Annotated in this window: 13 protein-coding genes; 9 read left to right on the top strand and 4 right to left on the bottom strand. The window is 72.9% G+C overall.

The annotated features are described in order from the left end of the window. Window positions 1-13: 13 nt before the first annotated feature. On the bottom strand, window positions 14-3661 hold the full coding sequence (locus NYZ98_RS05005) for a CARDB domain-containing protein (RefSeq protein ID WP_262841278.1): 3648 nt from the start codon (window positions 3659-3661) through the stop codon (window positions 14-16). A gap of 274 nt (window positions 3662-3935) precedes the next feature. Between NYZ98_RS05005 and NYZ98_RS05000 the strand changes: the two genes are divergently transcribed. From NYZ98_RS05000 to NYZ98_RS04970, 7 genes are all read left to right on the top strand, one after another. Next, complete coding sequence (locus NYZ98_RS05000) at window positions 3936-4868, top strand: MerR family transcriptional regulator (RefSeq protein ID WP_262841277.1); 933 nt, start codon at window positions 3936-3938, stop codon at window positions 4866-4868. A gap of 360 nt (window positions 4869-5228) precedes the next feature. Next, window positions 5229-8069, top strand: a complete 2841-nt coding sequence (locus tag NYZ98_RS04995; RefSeq protein WP_262841276.1) for a lantibiotic dehydratase family protein — start codon at window positions 5229-5231, stop codon at window positions 8067-8069. Beyond that, the gene (locus tag NYZ98_RS04990) at window positions 8062-9243 is read left to right on the top strand and encodes a lantibiotic dehydratase C-terminal domain-containing protein (RefSeq protein ID WP_262841275.1); all 1182 of its coding nucleotides are present in this window, start codon (window positions 8062-8064) and stop codon (window positions 9241-9243) included. The genes NYZ98_RS04995 and NYZ98_RS04990 overlap by 8 nt, the downstream gene beginning before the upstream one ends. Before the next feature lie 4 nt (window positions 9244-9247). Next, window positions 9248-10426 (top strand): thiopeptide maturation pyridine synthase, encoded by a 1179-nt coding sequence (locus tag NYZ98_RS04985; RefSeq protein WP_262841274.1) that lies wholly within the window; start codon window positions 9248-9250, stop codon window positions 10424-10426. After that, the gene (locus NYZ98_RS04980) at window positions 10423-12228 is read left to right on the top strand and encodes a SagB/ThcOx family dehydrogenase (RefSeq protein WP_262841273.1); all 1806 of its coding nucleotides are present in this window, start codon (window positions 10423-10425) and stop codon (window positions 12226-12228) included. Before NYZ98_RS04985 ends, NYZ98_RS04980 begins: the two co-directional genes overlap by 4 nt. Then, window positions 12206-14503 carry a YcaO-like family protein gene (locus NYZ98_RS04975; protein WP_262841272.1) on the top strand — a complete coding sequence of 766 codons (2298 nt, stop codon included), beginning with the start codon at window positions 12206-12208 and terminating at the stop codon, window positions 14501-14503. Before NYZ98_RS04980 ends, NYZ98_RS04975 begins: the two co-directional genes overlap by 23 nt. Beyond that, entirely contained in the window at window positions 14496-16628 is a 2133-nt protein-coding gene (locus NYZ98_RS04970; protein WP_262841271.1) for a TOMM precursor leader peptide-binding protein, read from the top strand. The genes NYZ98_RS04975 and NYZ98_RS04970 overlap by 8 nt, the downstream gene beginning before the upstream one ends. A 6-nt stretch (window positions 16629-16634) precedes the next feature. On the opposite strand, the gene NYZ98_RS04965 is transcribed toward NYZ98_RS04970, so the two are convergent. Next, window positions 16635-17234, bottom strand: a complete 600-nt coding sequence (locus NYZ98_RS04965) for a response regulator transcription factor (RefSeq protein ID WP_262841270.1) — start codon at window positions 17232-17234, stop codon at window positions 16635-16637. Between the two features lie 265 nt (window positions 17235-17499). Next, window positions 17500-17682 (bottom strand): thiomuracin/GE37468 family thiazolyl RiPP peptide, encoded by a 183-nt coding sequence (locus NYZ98_RS04960; protein ID WP_262841269.1) that lies wholly within the window; start codon window positions 17680-17682, stop codon window positions 17500-17502. 380 nt (window positions 17683-18062) lie between these two features. On the opposite strand from NYZ98_RS04960, the gene NYZ98_RS04955 reads away from it, so the two are divergent. After that, window positions 18063-18248: a thiomuracin/GE37468 family thiazolyl RiPP peptide gene (locus NYZ98_RS04955; protein WP_262841268.1), complete on the top strand. Its 186-nt coding sequence runs from the start codon at window positions 18063-18065 to the stop codon at window positions 18246-18248. A 228-nt stretch (window positions 18249-18476) separates the two neighbouring features. Then, window positions 18477-18914, top strand: a complete 438-nt coding sequence (locus NYZ98_RS04950; RefSeq protein WP_262841267.1) for a hypothetical protein — start codon at window positions 18477-18479, stop codon at window positions 18912-18914. On the opposite strand, the gene NYZ98_RS04945 is transcribed toward NYZ98_RS04950, so the two are convergent. After that, window positions 18907-19338: a DUF4267 domain-containing protein gene (locus tag NYZ98_RS04945; RefSeq protein ID WP_262841266.1), complete on the bottom strand. Its 432-nt coding sequence runs from the start codon at window positions 19336-19338 to the stop codon at window positions 18907-18909. The two genes, NYZ98_RS04950 and NYZ98_RS04945, sit on opposite strands and share 8 nt — an antisense overlap. Between the last annotated feature and the right edge of the window lies 1 nt (window position 19339).

The following is a 19339-nucleotide window of genomic DNA, read 5'->3' as shown; positions in this document are numbered from 1 at the left end:
GATCACGTGGGGATCAGCCGCCGTTGATCACGAACTGGGTGCCCGGCTCCCTGACGATGTTGCCGGTGGCCGAGTTGGTGATGGTGACGTTGGTCAGCGTCGCGCTGCCCCTGGCACCGCTCATGGCCAGGATTCCGGCGCCGTTGTTGGACTTGTCGATCTTCACGTTGGTGATCACGACGCCCGGCACGTTGCCGCCGCCGTTCTTGAACTGGATGCCGTCGTAGGTCGAGTCGTAGATGTCGGTGTCCCTGATGGTGACCCCGGTGATGTCCTGGCTCGCCGGGAAGATCGTGATGGCTCCGAACTTCTGGGCCTCGCCCCAGAAGACGCCGCCGCCCCGGTAGATCGCGTTGTTGGCGATCAGGGTCTGCCCGGAGAAGGGCAGCGGGTCGTGGTCGGTGGCCAGCATGATGGCGGGGTAGTTCATCGTGTCGTAGATCAGGTTGTTCTCGATGGTGTTGCCGTAGCCGCCGTAGATGGCGATGCCGTTCGCCCGCCAGGGGAGCTGGATGGTGTTGTTGACGAAGTGGTTGTCGTGCCCGACGTCCACCGACGTGTCCTTGACGTACTTGCTCGCCCAGACCGCCAGCGCGTCGTCCCCGGTGGTGCGGAACGAGGAGTTGAACACCCGCGAGTTGCGCGTGCCGTTGGTGAAGTTGATGCCGTCGGCGTAGGTGTCGCGGATGCGCATGCCGGAGAACTGCAGCCCGTCGCCGGGACCCCACAGGGCGGGGATGTTGTCGTAGTCGCGGCCGACCCAGACGCCCACGTTGGCGTGCTCGATCCACACGTTGGTGATCTTGGTGTTGAGGCCGAACCGGCCGTTCAGGCCCACGCCGCCCTCGGCGTTGCCGTCACCGCCGCGGATCCGGCCCGAGCCGAAGATGGCGATGTCGGAGATCTGGGTGTTGCTGTCGATGTCGAAGCCGAAGTTGCCCTCGTGCGGGTGGTTGATGCCGCCCACCACGTTCTGCGGCTCGGTCAGGGTGTAGAGCTGGGAGTGCCACATGCCCGCGCCGCGGATCGTGACGTTGCTGATGCCCACCTGGTTCCACTGGCCCCGGTTCAGCGGGTCGTCGGTGAGGATCTTCTGCTCCTGCCGCCACTGCCCGGCCGGGATCCACACGCAGCTGATGACGCCGTTCTGGTCGTCGGTCACCGCACGCTGGATGGCGGCCGTGTCGTCGAGGCCGTCGTTGGCCACCGCGCCGTAGGTGGTGATAGAGGTGCAGCCGGCCGGCTGGCTCGCGGCCGGCGCCACCTGCTCCAGGTCGATCATGTCGATGATGTAGAAGGACGCGGTGTCGGTGGCGTCGCGCTGCAACTTGAACCTCGTGCCGGCCGGGTAGGACGACGCCAGCAGCGCGTGGGACTCGTCGAACAGCCGCCGTGCGTCGGTCTGCGGGTTGTTCGTGAGCGCCTCGGGGCCGTCGGTGTTCCCGTACAGCCAACTGTGCCGCGACGACAGCGTCAGCTTCTGGGCGAAGGTGTCGTTGATGTACAGGCTGATGGTGGCGTCGATGCCGCCACCGCCCGGCGCGTCCGGGATGGAGTTGCGCACCACGATCGAGTTGGTCTGGTTGGTCGAGGTGAACTCGACGAACTGTCCCGTGCTGTTCAGCCGCACCGACTTGCGGCCCGAGGACTCGGTGGCGAAGTTGGTGTGCCCGAAGGTGCGCAGCGGGTCGGCCTCCAGAAGGGTGCCCTGGTAGCGGGCGGTCTCGGCCTCGTACTCGACCCACGGGACCGCCGCTCCGCGCCCGACCACGATGGCCTGCGAGAACGTGTTGTTGGTCTCGTTGGTCTCGGTGACCACGCCGGTCGCGTCGGCGGTGGCGGTGATGGTGGCGCCGCCGCTGGTGGCGGTCCAGCTCCCGCCGATGGCCACGTTGGTGGTCGCGCCGGCGGCGATCGACGGGGTGTTGGTGTTCAGCGTGGTGCCGCCCACCGCGACCCGGGTGACCGTGGTGGCGCCCGTCGCGGTGGTGCCCCGGTTCTTCACCGACACGGTGAACGTGACGGCCGCGCCGACCGCCGGGTTCGTCGGGCTGGTGGTGACGCCGAGGACCTGCAGGTCGGGGCCGGGGGCCTGGGCGACCACCAGTGGCGCCGCCGCGGTGAACAGGTTGTTGTTCTCGTTCTGCTCGAAGACGGTGTTGTCGGCGTCCACTCTGGCGCTGACCGCGTACGAGCCCTCGCCGCGGGTGCCGATGTTCTGCGTCACCGTGGCGGTCCCGTTGACGGCCAGCGCGGGGACCGCGACGGTCCCGACCAGCGCGCCGCCGAGGTTGAGGTTGACGCTGTCGGCGGGGGAGGCCAGGTTGCCGGAGTTCCTGACGGTGGCCGACAGGGTGATCGCGCTGGTCTCGTTCGGCGAGGCCGGGGTCCACGTCACGCCGGTGACCGTGAGGTCGGGGTTCGGCGCGGGGAAGCCCATGACCTGGAACTCGGCGACCTGGCCGCCGGGCGCGCCGCTGTTGCTCGCGAACTTCAGCTGGACGTCGGCGACGGTCGCCGCGAAGTCGATCTTGACCGAGTTGCCGCCGGAGGCCGGGTTGAAGGTGTAGGTGGCCGCCGACACCAGGTTGGTGTACGTCGTGGCGCTCTGCTCGCGGCCCAGGACCTGGATGTTCTGCTGGCGGGTGCCCCAGGAGGCGTCCGGGTTGAGCTTGACGATGACCGAGTTCACGGTGGCGTTGGCGCCGAGCTTGACGGTCAGCGTGTTCGGGAACGCCCCGGAGTTGGCCTCCCAGTAGGTGGCCAGGTTGTTGTCGTTGGCGTTGGCCGCGGCGAACGTGAACACGTGGCCGGACTCGACGATCTCCTTGCCGATCGCCAGGTTCGTCCCGGGATCGCCGGTGCCGCTGCCGGTGCGGGTCACCGAGTTGCTGGGGGCCGACTGGTTGCCCGCCGCGTCCTTGGCCCGCACGTAGTACGTCACGGTCGCCGACGCCTGCTGGGTGTCGGTGTAGGTCAGCACGTTGCCGGCGACGCTGCCCCGGAGCTGGTCGTTGGCGTAGACGTCGTAGCCGGTGACGCCCACGTCGTCGGTCGAGGCGGTCCAGGTCAGCCTGATCTGGGTGCCCGAGGGCTGGGTGTAGGCGAGGTTGCCGGGAGCCGTCGGGTTCTGGTTCTCGCCGCCGCCGGCGCCGTAGATCTCGAACTCGGAGATCTGCCCCGCGGGCCAGCCGGTGTTGGCGGTGATGTTGGCACGCCAGTACCGGTACGCCGCGGCGGTGAAGTTGATCGTGACCTTGTTACCGGTCGCGGGGTTGAACGTGTAGCCGGCCGAGGGCACGACCGTGGTGAAGTTCGAGCCGTCGGCGCTGCCCTGGACGGAGAGCGTCTGGGTGCGGGTCTGCCAGACGGACGGCGGGGGCAGCTTCAGGACGATCTGGTCGACGCTGGTGGCGGTGCCGAGGTCGACACGGGCCCACTGCGGGAAGACGTTGTTGGTGCTCTCCCAGTACGTGCTCTGGTCGCCGTCGTTGACGGCCGCGACCACCTGCCCGCCCGTGGAACTGCTGGCCAGGGTCGACTTTCCGAGGGACAGGTTGGGTCCGCCCGCGGCGGAGGCGGGGACGACCGCCCCCATGACGAACAGGCCGGCGGCGACGATGGCCGCCACCAGCCGTACCGGTCTGTGTGGTTTTCTCATTCGCGTTCTTCTCTCTCGTCAGGCACGACAGGGTCGGGGCCGCAAGGCGTTCGCCTTCGCCGCACACGGATGGGGGGTAGGTGCACGGACGCAGTGCATCCCTGAAGTTGCGAGGAACAGCGAGAAAAAGAACATCTGATTGCAAGAATCTTGCACAGTGTTGGCCAAATGTTACATACGCGCTACGGTCGCGTCAACGGCTGGAAACGCCCCTTTCGCCCAAGGGGGCGGGCGGGCTTGAGTCTCCTTCAAGGGGAGACGTGAGGGTGAGGACATGGACGGCGACGCGCTCTACTCGATCGGCGAACTGGCCAGGCGGACCGGGCTCACGGTCAAGGCCATCCGGTTCTACTCCGACCGGGGGATCGTGCCGCCGGCCCTCCGAAGCCCGGCCGGCTACCGCCTCTACGGCATCGACGCCGTCGCGCGCCTGGACCTCGTACGGACGCTGCGCGAACTGGGGCTGGACCTGCCCACGATCCGCAGGGTCGCGGACCGGGAGATCTCGCTCCCCGAGGTCGCCGCGGCGCACGCCGAGGCACTGGCGGTGCAGATCAGGACGTTGCGCCTGCGGCGCGCGGTGCTGGTGGCGGTGGCCGAGCGCGGGTCCACCCAAGAGGAGATGGATCTCATGCACAAGCTGGCCACGCTCTCCGAGGACGAACGACGCCGCCTGATCGGCGAGTTCCTCGGCACCGCCTTCGAAGGGCTGCACGGCGAACCCGGATTCGCGGGGATCATGCGCTCGATGACCCCCGAGCTGCCAGGCGACCCGGCCGCCGAGCAGGTCGAGGCCTGGGTCGAGCTGGCGGAGCTGTCCCAGGACCCCGGCTTCCGGGCCGTCGTGCGGCGCATGGCCGGATACCTCGCGGCCGACCGCGCCCAGGGCGGCGCCACGGGCCCGGGCCGCGACGCCACCGCGATCGTCCGTGACCACGCGGGACCGGCGCTGGCCGCCGGTGCCGGCCCGGCGTCGCCGCAGGCCGATCCGGTGGTCGCGGCCGTCACGGCCCAGTACGCGCGCGTGTCCGGCCGCGCCGACGACGAGGATCTGCGGAGCCGGCTGCTGACGCTGCTGGAGACCGCGAACGACCCGCGCAGGGAGCGGTACCTGCGGCTGCTCGCGGTCGTCAACGGCTGGCCCGCCCCCGAGACCGTGGCCCCGGTGCTCGACTGGTTCGCCCAGGCCCTGCGCGCCCGCGCGTAGCCCGGGCGGCCGGTGGCGGTCCGGGTCCTTCGGTGGTCCGCGTCCTTCGGTGGTCCGCGTCCGGAAGTGCGGCCGGCGCGGCCCGTGAACCGGCCCGTGAACGCGTCTAGTCCGGTCTGGACCAGTCAGAACCAGCCGGGGACTGGCTGAGGGTGGTCGACATCGGCGGATGTGGCCGAGCCGGCGAATGGAAATACTTGACACGCTGCTGTGGCAAAGAAATTCATTCACCATCTTCGCCGACCCGACCGGCCCTTTCGAACAATGCCGCCCCTGCCTCCGGGTGCGCGTGGCGGGGAAACGAGGGCGGCCCGGCGACGGTTCGCGGAAACCGCACTAGCGAAAGGGCCGGCTCGTCCTGTGGAGGAGAAATTCGTCCTGCCGAATGGGGTCAGGGTGGCGTCGCCGCTGGTGGTGCGGGTGGCCGGCCTGCCGATGTCGGCCATGGAGCGGCTGCGTTTCGAGGACTCGTCCACGCGGGTCCGCGAGATCGCCGAACTGCGTGAACGGCTCGCCGCCGAGGGCGACATCCTGGCGGACGAGCTTTACGCGGTCATCGGCGGGCTGAAATCCCCTCCTGCGCGAACCGTCCCCTCCCGGCCCGCCACCACGGCCGTACCCTCCCGCCCCGCCGCCTCGCCGGTCGTCTCCGCGCCGGAGGGGGCGCGCTGTACGGGGGTCGCCGTCTCCGACGCCCCGCCCTCGCGGGACGGCGACCCGGAGGCGGGGCCCGCGCGAGAGGTCGCGGGCCGGGCGGTGCTGGTCGGGTTGCGGCGCGCGGTGCACCGGGGGCGGCGGCCGTCGGAGCGGGAGTGGAACGAGCACGTGGCCGCCGTGCTGCCCGCCGGCATGGCCGGCCGGGTGGCGTCCTGGGTCGAGACCCTGGGCGAGCGCGAGCGGCTGAGCGCCCGGCTGCCGAGGTTTTTGGCCTGGGAGGCCGAGATCAAGCAGGCGGCGCTGCGCGAGATCGTGGGGGACCCGGGCTTCCAGCGCGCCCTGTCCCAGGCCAGCCCGGCGCTGTACGGCGAGACGGCCAAGTGGCTGGCCGACGAGAAGAGCCGCCCCCGGCGGCAGTCCCTGACCCGGCTGGCCAAGTACGCGGCGCGGGCCGCCGCCAAGACCAGCCCGTTCAGCACGTTCACCGTCAGCGGGGCGGGAACGTGGTCGCCTGGCGGCCCTCGCGCGCGGTTCGCGGAGCGCGGCCCGGTGCTCGGCGTGCTGGAGGTCAACGGGTTCCTGCTGAAACGGCTGGTCACCGCACTGTGCGCCGACCCTCGGGTGGCGCAGGCCATGCCGCTGCGCCTCAACCCGAGCGCCACCCTGGACGAGGGCACGGTCAGGTTCCTCGGCCCCGCGCCCGGGGAGCCGATCGTCACCGTGCCGGCCACGCCCGCCGTCCGCGAGTGCCTGCGGATCCTCGGCGGCGGGGCCTCGTACACCATGAGCGGCCTGCGGGACCTGCTCGACGCCGGCGACCGGGGCGAGGGGCCGGTCGAGCCGTTCCTGTCGACCCTGGTGGACGCCGGGCTGCTGCACCACCGGTCGCCGGTCGCCGACCTCTCGGCCGACCCGCTGGGTGAGCTGTCCGCCTGGCTGACCGCGAACGGCGGGGACCCCGGCACCGTTGCGCTGGTGGACGACGTCCGGTGGCGGCTGCGCCACCCGGCGGCGGTCGCCGACGTGGCGGGGCACACCCTCCGGCAGCGGGAGCTCGGCGCCGCGCTCGGCCGGTTCGCCGAACGGGCCGGCCTGCCGTCCGGCCACCTGACCCGCCCCCTGGACGTGATGCGGGAGAACGCCGTCCACACCGGCGTCGTGGCCGAGTTCTCGATGCCCGTCTGGCGCCCGGCGCTGGAGGACCTCGACGTCGTACGGCGCGCGCTCGGCGCGCTCGACCCGGCGCTGCCCCTGCGGGTGGCCCTGGGCGCCTACTGCGCGGAACGGTTCGGCCCGGGCGCCCGCGTGCGCTTCCTTTTGCTGCACGAGGCGATCGGGGAGGACCTGCGGCGCGACGAGGCCGACCAGAGCCCCGTCGTGCGTGAACTCGCCGGGCTCCTGCGGATGACCCTCGCCCCGGCCCCGGACCTGGGACGCAGCCACCTCGCCCGGCTGCGCGAGCTGGGCCGGATCCGCGCGGCCCTGCACCGTGCCCTGCTGCCGCCGGCCGACGGGGACGGCGTCGTCCGCGCCGATCCCGCCGTCCTCGCGAGCCTGGCGGCGACCTGGCCGGAGTGGATCACCGCGCCGCCGTCGATGGCCTGCTACCTGCAGGTGCTCGGCGACGACACGACCCTGCGCCTCGTCGTCAACGCGGCGCACGGCGGCTTCGGGCGCGGCCGCGGCAGGACCCTGCACCTGGTGCGCCAGGCGGGCGGCACGCCGCCGGACCACACCTGGGACGCGGCCCCGGGCGAGCCCGTCCTCGCGGAGTTCGGCGGGATGTTCGCGTTTTCCCCGAATGTACGGCTGCCGAGCGTGCCCTACGAGATCGACTACCCGTTCACCGAGAGCGCCCGCCCGGCCGGGGAGCGCATCCCGCTGTCGGACCTGGAGATCGTCCACGACCCCGCGACGGACCTGGCGCGGCTGGCCGCGCGAGGGCTCGGCGCCGAGGTCAGGACGCTGCACCTCGGGATGATGGCGGACGTCCTGCTCCCGGCCGCCGCCCGGCTGCTGGCCCAGGCGTTCGGCGTCACGTACTACATGCGTCCCAGCACACCGTTGCTCGCCTCCTCCGACGCCTGGTCGGTCCCGGAGACGGTGACCGCCCACGCGCGCGTCGAGGTCGGCAGGGTCACCATCCGGCGGGCGCGCTGGGTCGCGGCGACCGGCCAGGTGCCGGTGCGCGGCAAGGGCGAGTCCGACGCGAGCTACCTGGTCAGGATCGTGGTGTGGCTGCGGGCGCACGGGATACCGGAGCGCTGCTTCGTCCGCGTGTTCGACGGCGACCCGCTCACCGGCTCGAAGGTGCCGACCACCCGGTGGATCCTCGACAAGTCCCACAAACCGGTCTACGTCGACTTCGCCAACTGGTACCTGGTGATGGCGTTCGAGCGGACGCTCAAGGGCGCGGGACCGGTCGTGGTCTTCGAAGAGGCCCTGCCGGGACCGCAGGACGCGCTCGGCCCGGCCGGCGCCGACCCCCGCGTCACCGAGCTCATCGTCGAGATCTCCGAGCCGGCGGGGGCCGGCGGTGCCTGAGCGGACCGCCCCCTCCGATTCCGCTCCCTCGGAGGTCGCTCCCTCGGAGGTCGCCGCCTCGGAGGTCGCCCCCTCCGAGGTCAACCCTTCCGACTCCGCCCCCGCCGCTCCCGCCGAGTCCGCCGCCCTCGCCGAGTCCGCCGCGCACGAGTCCGCCTGGGTGAGCGCCCACGTCTTCTACCAGGGCGACCTGGACCCGCTCATCACCGGCGTCGTCGCCCCGCTGGTGGCCGAGCTCGACGCGGCCGGGCTGGCGCGCGAGTTCTTCTTCCTGCGGTACTGGGACGGTGGCCCGCACCTCCGCCTGCGCGTCCTGCCGGCCACCGACGGCGCCGCCGACGCTGCGGACGCCTCCGGCGTCACCGACCGGCGGACCGGCGGCGTCCGGGCAGAGGTCGAGCGGCTGGTCGCCGAAAGGTTCGGGGACCACCTGGCCCGGTACCCGTCCGCCGGCCACCCCGATCCCGAGGAGTACGCGCGGATGGCCCGCTCGCTGGCGGAGCGGGAGCACCTCACGTCCTACTCCGAACGTCCCCACCCGCCGAATTCGGTCTCGTTCATCCCCTACCGGCGCGAGCACGACCGGTACGGGCACGGGCCCGCGATCGAGGCGGTCGAACGGCACTTCGCCGAGTCGAGCCGGATCGCGCTGAGGGTCGTCACCCTGGGGGTGCCCGCCGACCGGCGGGCCACGGCCGCCGGCGCGCTGATCCTGCTGACCTGGTTCATCGGCGAACCCGACCCTGGCCGCCTGGCGTCCTGGACCGGCGACCTCGGCCCGGGCGGCCGGGCGTCCTGGACCGGCGGACGGCGGCGGGCGCCCGATGGGGACGACGCGCGGCGGGACAAGGTGACCGGGCTCGCCCGGCGGATGCGCGCCCTGGCCGCCGTCCAGGACCCGCCGCCCGGCGGGACGCTGGCCGACTGGGCGCGGTCGGCCAGGACGCTGCGGGACACGCTCACGGCGCTGGCCGCCGAAGGCGCGTTCGTCCCGCCGTCACGCGGCTGGGAAGGCCGGGGCGGGATCGCGACGCCCGGGGGCGGGGTGCCCACGGTCCTGGACATCTGCGCCCATCTGATCTGCAACAGGTTCGGGCTGTCCATCGTCACGGAGGCGGCCCTGCGGAGGCTCGCCGCCGAGGCGGTGGCGGTGCTCGCCGAAGAGGGGGGCTGACATCGTGGAGTGGCGCAGCATCCACGTCTACTACTACGAGGCCGACAAGGACGCCCTGATCCTGGAGGGGGTCCGGCCGCTGTTCCGCCGGCTCGCCGGCCAGGTGGGCGCCATGTCGTTCACCCGGCACTGGAGACGCGGGCCGCACCTGAGGCTGAACGTCCGCGCCGGCGCCGCGACCTTCGAGAAGGTGGTGCGCCCGGCCGCCGAGGAGGTCATCGGCGGCTTCCTGGCGAGGCGCCCGTCGGTGCGGCGGCGCGATCCCGAGGCCGAGCTTCCCGCCCACCGGCGGCTCGCCGAGCTGGAGGGGGATCAGGGCCCGTTGACGCCGTGGCATCCCGACAACTCCCTCCGCGTCGCCCCCTACGACCGGCGGGAGGACGTCCTCGGCAACCCCGAGACGGCCGACCTGCTGGCCGACTTCCACGCCGGGACGACCGAGCTGGCGTTCGGCATGATCGAGGAGGTCAGCGGGCCCGCGCGGCTCGCGCTGGGCTTCAACCTGATGATCGCCACTGCCCACGCGCTGTCCGGCGCCGGGATCACGAAGGCGTTCGTGTCGTTCCGTTCGCACGCCGAAGGGTTCCTGTGCGGCTTCCCCGAGGGCGCCGGGCTGCGTCCCGCCTGGGACGAGCACTACGCGCGGAACGCGGACGCGCTGGTGGACCGGGTGGACGCGGTCGTGGCCACCCTCGCGGACGGGCGGCGGAACGTACCGTTCGTCGGGGAATGGGTGACGACGCTCACGCCGTACCGCGGCCGTGCGGGGCTGCTGGTGCGGGACGGCCTGGTCCCGATGGGGGACACGGCGCCCGCCGAGGGCGGGCTCGCGGGGCTCAGCCCGTTCCACCGGAGGCTGTTCGGCGATCCGCGCTGGGAGCGGACGCGGGTCTCCGCGGACTTCCTCCGGTACCGGCTGATGCTCAACCTCACCTACCTGTACCTGACCCGGCTCGGAGTCGCCCCGGCCGAGCGGTTCCTGCTGTGCCACCTGGCGGCGAACGCGGTCGAGGACCGCTACGACGTCTCGGCGTCCGTCCCGACCGGCCCGTCCGTCCCGACCGAACCCGCACCGCACGCGGCCCCCCGTGAGGCGGCTCTCCGTGAGGCGGCTCCCCGCGAGCCGGCCCCGCGTGAGGCGGCTCCCCGCGAGCCGGCCCCCCGTGAGGCGAGCTCGCGATGAGCGCTGAGGTGATGGCGGCGGTCGAAGAGGTGCTCAGCCTGCGGCCCGGGGTGTTCCTGGCCACGATCGGCGGGGAGCTGCTCCTGTTGCGGCGCGGGCTCTCCCACCACAGCGAGGCGTTCGGCGCGCCCGGCGCGGTGAAGCGCGCCGTGCTCGACCTGCTGGCCCGCGGAGCCTGTACGACGGGCGAGCTGCTCGCCGTGGGAGGGCCCGGCGAGGTGCCCGCCTTCCTCGGCACGCTCCGCGCGGGCGGCTGGATCGTGACGACGGTGCGCCACCGGGGGCGCGATCTGTACACGATGCAGCCGTTGTGCCCCGAGTCCAAGGCGCCGGAGGCGCTTCCTCCCGATCTGGTGCTGTCGCGGTTCACCGTGATGCGCCGGGAGGGCGACGGGCTCGTCGTCGAGTCCCCGCTGGCACGGGCGCGGATGCTCGTGCACGACGCGCGCGTCATGTCCCTGATCGGCGCCCTGGTCCTCCCTGCTTCACCGTACGCCGCCCCGGATTCGACACCGGACGCGGTCGCGGGCTCGGTGCCGGAGGCGATCGCGGCGTCGGTGCCGGTCGTGGGCTCGGTGCCGGTCGCGGTCGCGGGCTCCGTGCCGGACGCGGTTGTGGGGTCGGTGCCGGACGTCGTGCGTCGTGCATTGCCGGACGCCGTGTGGGGTGCGTTGCCGGACGCGGCAGTGAGGCGGGTGGTGCGGGACCTGTTCCGGGCGGGGCTCGTCGTGGCGGCGTCGGGGGAGACCGGCCGGGACGTGGAGCAGTGGCGTCCCCACGAGCTGTGGTTCCACGCGCGCAGCCGGATGGGCGACGGCGGCTACTCCGGCGGGTTCGGCCGTACGACCTGGGCCAAGGGCCTGCACGAGTCGCTGCCCGCGAGACGGGAACCGTACCCCGGGCCCGTGGTGGACCTCTACCGGCCGGACATGGCGACGCTGCGCGTGTCCGACCGCCCGCTGACGGCGGTGGTGGAGGAACGCCGCTCGATCCGCGAGCACGACGACGAGGCCCCGATCACCGCCGACCAGCTCGGCGAGCTGCTGTACCGCTGCGCCCGGGTGCGGCACTCCTTCACCCGCGAGGGCGTGGAGTACGTGAGCCGCCCGCACCCGTCCGGCGGGTCGACCTACGAGTTGGAGCTGTACCCCGTGGTGCGCCGCGCCGCCGGGCTCGACCCGGGCATGTACCACTACGACCCGCACGACCACCGGTTGCGCCTGGTCCGCGGGCCCGAGCCGTCCGTCGGGCGGCTGCTGCGCACCGCGACGTCCGCGGCGATGATGCAGGCCCCGCCGCAGGTGCTGCTCGTGGTGGCGGCGAGGTTCGGCCGGCTGATGCTGACGTACGAGGAGCTTCCGTACTCCCTCGTCCTCAAGCACGTCGGCGTGCTGTACCAGACCATGTACCTGGTCGCCACGTCCATGGGGCTGGCGGCCTGCGGCCTCGGCGCGGGTGAGGCCGGCGCCTTCACCGAGGCCACCGGCGCGGACTACCTCACCGAGAGCAGCGTCGGCGAGTTCCTGCTCGGCAGCCGCCCGCGAGACCCGTCCCCCGACACGAGCCCGGAACGACAGAACCCGCCCCCCGCCACCAGTCCCGTACGACAGAACCCGGCCCCGGCCACGAGCCCGGAACGACCGAACCCCGCCCCCGGCACGAGCCCTGTACGACAGAACCCGCCCCCCGCCACGAGCCCGGAACGACCGAACCCCGCCCCCGGCACGAGCCCTGTACGACAGAACCCGGCCCCCGCCACGAGCCACCAAGGAGAGGACCGTGGGACTACTACTGCGCCCTGACGCCTACTACGCCGAGACCTCCGACGGGGCGTACATCCTCACCCACCACGGTGCGTCCGCTTTCACCGGGCGCTCGGTCCACTCCCTGATCGACCGGCTCGCGCCGTTCCTTGACGGGCGGCACACCCTCGCCGAGCTCACGGCCGACCTCCCGGCCGAGCGCGCGGACCTGGTCAGGAAGCTGGTCACGACGCTGATCGAGCGCGACGTGGTCAGGGACACGGCACCGGACGTGGCGTCAGGCGCGGGTCCGCTCCGCCCCGAGGCCGGCTTCGTCGGCTACTTCCGCGACTTCCCCGACGCCGTCTTCCGGCAGTACGAGGACAAGGTGACCCTGGTGGTCGGCGCCGGGCGGCTCTGCCGGGCCGTCGCCGTCGCCGCCGTCCGTTCCGGGCTGGGGCAGGTCCGGGTGGTCACCACCGCGGAGTGCCCCACCGACCTGGCGGGCCTCGGCGCCCTCGGGGGCGGGTGGCGGGGCGAGCGGCCGTGGCCGGACGGCGACCTGCCGCGCGGGGAGACCGGCGAGGCGGTCAGGTCCCTGATCGACGGGGTGGACCTGGTCCTGCACGCCTCCGACCGGCCGATGGTGGAGCGGGCGGGCCTGCTGGACCGGTTGTGCGAGGAGAGCGGCGTCCTGCTCGCGCAGGCACTGGTCCTGGACGGCCACGCGTGGATCGGCACCGCCGGCCTCGGCGGCCGCGACGGCCTGAGCTGGACGTCGGCCCGGCACCGCCTCCTGGCCCGCCACCCCGTCACCACCCCACCACCCCGCCCCGGCACCTCACCGGAGGCGTTTTCGCCCCCCGACGACCCCCCACCTGCCGCGACCGCACCGGCCGGAATCGCACCGGCCGCGACCGCACCGGCCGGAATCGCACCGGCCGCGACCGCACCGGCCGGAATCGCACCGGACGCGACCGCACCGGGCGGAACCGCGCCGGACGCGACCGCACCAGGCAGGGCCGCACCAGGCAGGGCCGTGCCGGACGAGACCGTGCCGGACGAGGCCGCCGCCGCGGTGGTGGCCGGGCAGCTTGTGCATGGTGTCTTTCGGTCGATCACCGGGTCGGCCGCGCCGCCGAGGAACCAGGTGACCCGGGTCGACCTGGCCACGCTGGACGGCGAGGTGTGCGCGTTCGTGCCGCACCCGTTCGCGATGCCCGCCCCCGTCGTGCCCGGCGTCGCCGACCGTGTCGCGTCGCTGCGCGCGGGTGCCCGCCTGGACGACGACACCTTCTCGCGGCGCGCGGCGGTCTGCGCCGGGGACCACGTGGGCGTCTTCGGCGCGCCTGGCGAGCGCGACTTCGCCCAGATCCCGCTGCATGTCTGCGAGATCGAGGTCTCCGACCCCGCCGGCCTGCTGGGTCCCGGCGCGCCCGCGCTCAGGGTCACCGGGGCCGGCCTGGACTTCGCCGCCGCGCGCTACCAGGCCGCGCTCAGGGCGTTCGCCGGCTACGCGTCGCTGATGCTCGACCCGCGCAGGCTGCACTCCGTCGCCGGCCGGCCGCCCGGCCCGCGCGCCGACCCCGGCGAGACGCTGTCAGGACTCAGGAGCGGGCGGCTGTCGGGTCACGTCCAGGGGTACGGGATCGCCGACAGCGGCACCCACCTCGTGGACGTCACGCGGGCGTTCCCGGCGCTGCGCCCCGCCGCCTCCGCGTACGTACCGCCTCCCGGTGTCGCCGCCGCCCCCGTGCACGTGCCGCCCCCGGGCGTCGCCGCCGCCTACGACTGGGACGAGGCCGTCACGCGCGGCCTGGCGGGCCAGTGCGAGCGCCTCACGATGGACGGACTGGCTCAGTCGCCCGCGCCGTACCCCCGGGTCGACCTGGCCGGCGCGGCGCTGGACGCGCGCGGGGACCGCTACCGGGCGCTGCTGGCCGCCATCGGCGAGCCGGTCACGGTGTACGACGTCACGGGCCCGCTCGGCGTGCCAGCCGTGGTCTGCTACCTCGGGGCGGTGCCCGCCGGGCGCGCCGCCGCGCCGTCGGCCGCCGAGGCGGTGACCGGCGCGCTCGAACAGGCGCTCCTGCGCTACCAGGCGCGCGAGAACGGCCAGCCCGCCTACGCCCCGCCGCCGGTGCGCGGCATCCCGGAACGCCTGCGGGGGACCGCGACGCGCCCGCTGCCCGGCGGGCCACCGCTGGACGCGGCCGGTCTCGCCGCCGCCCTGGTGGCACGAGGCCACCGCCCGATCGCCGTACCGCTCGACCACGATCCCGAGGTCGGCGCCATCATGCCCTACACCGTCCACGTGGTGATCGTTGATGACTGAGACCGAGACGCCCGCCCAGGAGACCCGGCCCGCGCCGGAGATCGCACTGCTCGGCGAGGGGGTGCTCGCCGGCGCGATCGCGGCCGGCGCCGGTGCCCGCCGCGCCGATCGGGCGGCCGCGTCGGCGATCCCCGGCGGCCGTCCGCTGGTGGTGGCCGCCAGTGACGGCTGGGACGCCGAAAGGTACCCCGAGGTGCGCGCGGCGTGCGCCGTCCGGGGCCTGCCGTGGCTGCCGGTGCGCGCCGAACTGGGCCGCGTCGTGATCGGGCCGGTCGAGTCCCCGGGGACCCCAGGATGCGTCGAATGCGCGGAACTGCGCCGGCGGCTGGCCCGTGGCAACCCCGAGGGACACGACGCGGTATGGCGGCGGCACGAGGAGGCGATCCGGCGCCGCCCGTCGTCCTGGCTGACGCCACTGGCCGCCGGCCTCGTCGCGGCACTGGTCGCCGACGAGGCCGCCAGGCTGGCCGCTGACGGGGCCGACCGGGCTGCCAGGGCTGCCAGGGCCGACAGGGCCGACGGGGCCGACAGGGCCGACGGGGCCGACGGGGCTGCCCGGCTGGCCGCCGACGGGGCCGACGGGGCCGACACGGTCGGCGGATCGGCCCCCGGCCCCGGCTCGGCGCGTACGCGTGGCGCGATGCTGTACCTCGACCTGCGGACCCTCCAGGTGACGGCCCACCGCTTCCTGCCCGACCCGCTCTGCGCCGTGTGCGGCGGGCTGCCGGACGACGACGCGGAGCGGGCGCGGATCGAGCTGGAGCCGAGGCCCAAACCGGCGCCGGGCACCTACCGGACGCGGTCGGTGGCCGACGAGATGCCCGCGCTCAGGAAGACCTACGTCGACGCGGAAAGCGGCCTCGTGCGCGACCTGTACCGGGACAGCCAGGGCGGCATCGTGCTCGCGGCGGCGCCGATGGGGCTGCGGGACGGCGGCGTGGAGAGCGGATACGGCCGTACCCGCAGTTACCGGGTCAGCGAGCTGACCGCCCTGCTCGAAGCCCTGGAGCGGTACGGCGGCATGGCCCCGGGCGGCAAGCGGACGGTCGTGCGGGCGAGCCACCGCCAGGTGGCCGGCGAGGCGGTCGACCCCCGGACGCTCGGCGCGCACCCGCAGAGCAGCTACCGGCTGCCCGGCTACCCGTTCGAGCCCTTCGACGAGGACCGCCCCTACCGCTGGGTGTGGGCGTACTCGTTCGCGCGCAAGGCGCCCGTCCTGGTGCCCGAGGCGTACGCCTACTACCGGGTGCCGCACACCGACGCGGAGTCCCCGAGGTTCGTGTACGAGATCTCCAACGGCTGCGCGCTCGGCGGCTGCCTGGAGGAGGCGATCCTGTACGGGATCCTGGAGGTGGCCGAGCGGGACGCCTTCCTGATGACCTGGTACGCCAGGATGGGGGTGCCGCGCGTCGACCCGCACTCGGCCCGCGACCGGGCCATCCCGACGATCGTGGACGCCATCAGGGCCGAGACCGGCTACGAGACCATGATCTTCGACACCACGCTCGAACAGGGGATCCCCTCCTACTGGGTGATGGCCGTCGACCCGGGCGGCGAGCCCGGGCGGCCGAAGGCGATCTGCGCGGCCGGGTCCCACCTCCACCCGGAGACCGCCGCCGAGAACGCCCTGCGCGAGCTCGGCCCGATCCTCACCCAGCTCGTCCAGACCTTCCCCGAGCAGCGCGCCCGGGCCCGCGAGATGGCCGGTGACCCGTCGCTGGTGCGGGCGATGGGGGACCATTCGGTGGTGAACGCCGACCCGGAGGTGTTCGACCGGTTCGCGTTCCTGACCGGGTCCACGCGCACCGCGTCCTTCGCGGAGCCGGCCGGGCCCGCCGCCTTCGGCAACGCCGACCTGCGTGACGACCTGCTGGAACTCGTCGGCCGGTACCTGGACTGCGGCCTGGACGTCATCGTCGTGGACCAGACCGCCCCCGAGCACCGGGCCGGCGGGTTCTCCTGCGTGAAGGTCATCATCCCGGGCACCCTGCCCATGACCTTCGGGCACCGGCACCGGCGCGTCGAGGGGCTGCCCCGGCTGTACGAGGTGCCCCGGCTGCTCGGGTACCGCGACCGGCCGCTCCGCCCCGAGGACGTGAACGCCCACCCCCACCCGTTCCCGTGAGCCGCGCTACACGCGGTGCGGCGCCCCGGAGAACAGCTCCGTGCGCCGCTTGGCCCCGAGCTTCCGCAGGATCGCGGCCACATGGTTCTTCACGGTGTTCGGGCTGATGGAGAGCGAGCGGGCGATCTGCCCGTTGGTGTAGCGGTCCGACACCATCCACAGCACCTCCAGCTCCCGGGGGGTGAGATCGCTCAGGCCGTCGAGCTCCCTGTCCCTGGTCTCACGGCGGTCGGGGGTGCCGAGGATCCATTCGCGTTTGCCCTCCAGGGTGGACCGCACCGCCGCCGCCAGCCGCTCCGGCCCCTCCCTGGAGGAGATGAAGCTGTCGATGCCCGCGAGGTAGAAGTACGTCAGATCGCGCGTGGCGCCGAATTCGGAGAACGCCAGCACCTGCGGCGGGAGGCGGAGCTCCTTGAGCCGCTGGCAGAATTTCAGGCCGTCGCTCAGCGTCGGCCCGTACGGATCGAGGATGACCAGGTCGACGTCGCCTTTCGCGGCGCGTTCCAAAGCCGTTTCGCGGTGCTCGACGTTCTGGACGCCGAACGACCGCGAGAGCACGGTCTCGATGCCCAGGGACGTCAACGGCGAAAGGCCGACGAGTAACACTTGCAGAGAGAACACCCCCAGAGCCGGAGCCGTACGACTCCTCGTTCTCGGCTCGCCGTCCGGTGCGCGCCATTGCCGAGGCCACTGACGAGATCGCACCCGGCGGCACGTACCGCGCCACCGATCCCGTCAGCGAGCCTCACCATGACGGCGTGCCATCCGGTTCCATGGCGTGCATTGGGGGGGTCCCACCGGCGCGGGCCGCCGGTGGGGGGTGGGGGGGGGCCGCCGGCCCGGGGGCGGCCCGCCCCCACGATCGGTCAGCTCACAGCGAGAAGCAGGAGCATATGCACACGGCTCCGCCGGCGCAGGTGGGGCAGGACGCGCCGACCTCGGTCATGCCGTGCCCGGCGGTGAGGGACTCGGCCGCGAGCCCCCCGCCCTCCAGATCGAACACGTCGACCGGCAGGTTGTCCAGGTCGAAATCGAGTTTCCGCGAAACGCTCATTTTCCCCTTCCATTTCTTGGTCCGAGGATTGACAGGGTCGTCATATCCGCAATACACATCCATCATGTTCATCGGATATTCCGGCCGCATCCGCCGTGCCGGACCGCGCTCGGGCGTCCGGCGGATGGTCCTGAATAGTTCGGAAAGGACCAGATAACGCTCTCACCGCCCTGGCCGCGAGGAGGGGGAACGCCGGTCCGGGCCGGGGTCACGGCAGGCCGGCCGGGGGAACTGGTCCGTTCAGAACTATTCAGGACCATTCGCTGACCGGCTGCGCGTGGGTTGTCCCGGCGGATGCGGCGCGGCCGTTTTCTGACGATACTTCGAATGCCTTGTCCGGACCTGGCGTCACACTCCGCATATCGAGAAAGGAAGCAATGATGAGCGTCTCTCGGAAGCTCGATTTCGACCTGGAGAACCTCCCGGTCGACGTGTTCGAGCTCGGAGCCAGCGGGCTGGTCGTCGAGTCGCTGACCTCCGGTCACGGCATGGGCGAAATGGGCGCCTCGACCGTCTCCCCGCCGTGCTACTGCAGCCAGTGCTGCTCCTGCTGCGTCACGCTGTGACCTGACGGGCACACGACGGACCGCCCGGCCCCCGGGTGGTCCGTTCCGGCCGGCCCGACCGCCCGATCCCCCCTCGCGGCACGGGAGCCCCGGCGGGAGGCCGGGAGCGTGACATCCGATGTCAGCGGCTGAAAGCGCGGTGCAAGCGGCGGGCGCTATCTCTTGGAACGCGGATCGGGGTGCACGGGCCACCTGATCATCGAGGATCCGCTTCTCAGGAGGGTTCCCATGACACTGGAATCGGATCGGCCGGCCGAGCCGGAGCGGACGACGGCGGGCAAGGCGCCCATGTGGCTCCGCGTGCTCAGCGTCCCCGTCGCCGTGGTGGTGGCCCTGGGCTTCGCCGATTCGGACGGCTGGGCCATGGGCGTCTTCGCGGGCGTGATGTTCGGCTGGCTCGCGTTCACCATCATCATCTGGGACCGCTACTCGCCCTGGATCCGCCGGCACCCGGTCATCGACGGCCTGATCGACGGCCCCTACATCTTCCTGTCGGTCACCGCCGTCACGTCGCTGTCGGCGCAGACCCGCTGGGCGATCGCGGGGGCCGGCTCGCTCGTCTTCATCGCCGCCAGGTACTGGGCCCACCGCCATCAGACGCGATCGGCCGCCATGCTCGCGAGCCGTCCGCCGGCCCCCGCCGCCGAGGACGCCCCGGTCAGTTGAGCCGGTCGACTCGGGGCAGGCGGTAGGCCAGGGGGAGCAGCACCACCGGTAGTACCACCATCAGGGCGAGGAGGATCGTCTGGGCGATCGCGTCGGGGGGCGGGAAGTTGTCCAGGTGGGCCGCGTGGAAGATCATGTGAGGGATCGCGAACACCACGCCGGCGACCAGGACCGTCATGACCAGGCGGCGGTCCATGGTGAAGGCGCTGACGCCGAGGATCGCCGCGATGGAGATGTTCAGGGCGCCGAAGTCCCGCAGCAGGTGCTCGTTGAACGGCGGGAGCATCGCCACCCACGCGTGGCGGGGGAGCGGGAAGCCGTCGTAGAACGACTGGGGCAGCAGGAGCGGCCACAGCCCGGTGAAGACCAGGTGGTAGAGGATCAGGAAGCAGAGACCGGCCCTGAGCCAGCCGCGTCCCTTCACG

It is taken from the genome of Sphaerisporangium corydalis, from assembly GCF_025506355.1.
Classification (GTDB): Bacteria; Actinomycetota; Actinomycetes; order Streptosporangiales; family Streptosporangiaceae; genus Sphaerisporangium; species Sphaerisporangium corydalis.
This window is presented reverse-complemented; position numbering and strand designations above follow the sequence as displayed.

Coding starts and splice junctions, on each gene's coding strand:
- NYZ98_RS05005 (WP_262841278.1), bottom strand. CDS start 3,661: ATGAGAAAACCACACAGACCGGTACGGCTGGTGGCGGCCATCGTCGCC.
- NYZ98_RS05000 (WP_262841277.1), top strand. CDS start 3,936: ATGGACGGCGACGCGCTCTACTCGATCGGCGAACTGGCCAGGCGGACC.
- NYZ98_RS04980 (WP_262841273.1), top strand. CDS start 10,423: ATGAGCGCTGAGGTGATGGCGGCGGTCGAAGAGGTGCTCAGCCTGCGG.
- NYZ98_RS04970 (WP_262841271.1), top strand. CDS start 14,496: ATGACTGAGACCGAGACGCCCGCCCAGGAGACCCGGCCCGCGCCGGAG.
- NYZ98_RS04960 (WP_262841269.1), bottom strand. CDS start 17,682: ATGAGCGTTTCGCGGAAACTCGATTTCGACCTGGACAACCTGCCGGTC.
- NYZ98_RS04955 (WP_262841268.1), top strand. CDS start 18,063: ATGAGCGTCTCTCGGAAGCTCGATTTCGACCTGGAGAACCTCCCGGTC.
- NYZ98_RS04950 (WP_262841267.1), top strand. CDS start 18,477: ATGACACTGGAATCGGATCGGCCGGCCGAGCCGGAGCGGACGACGGCG.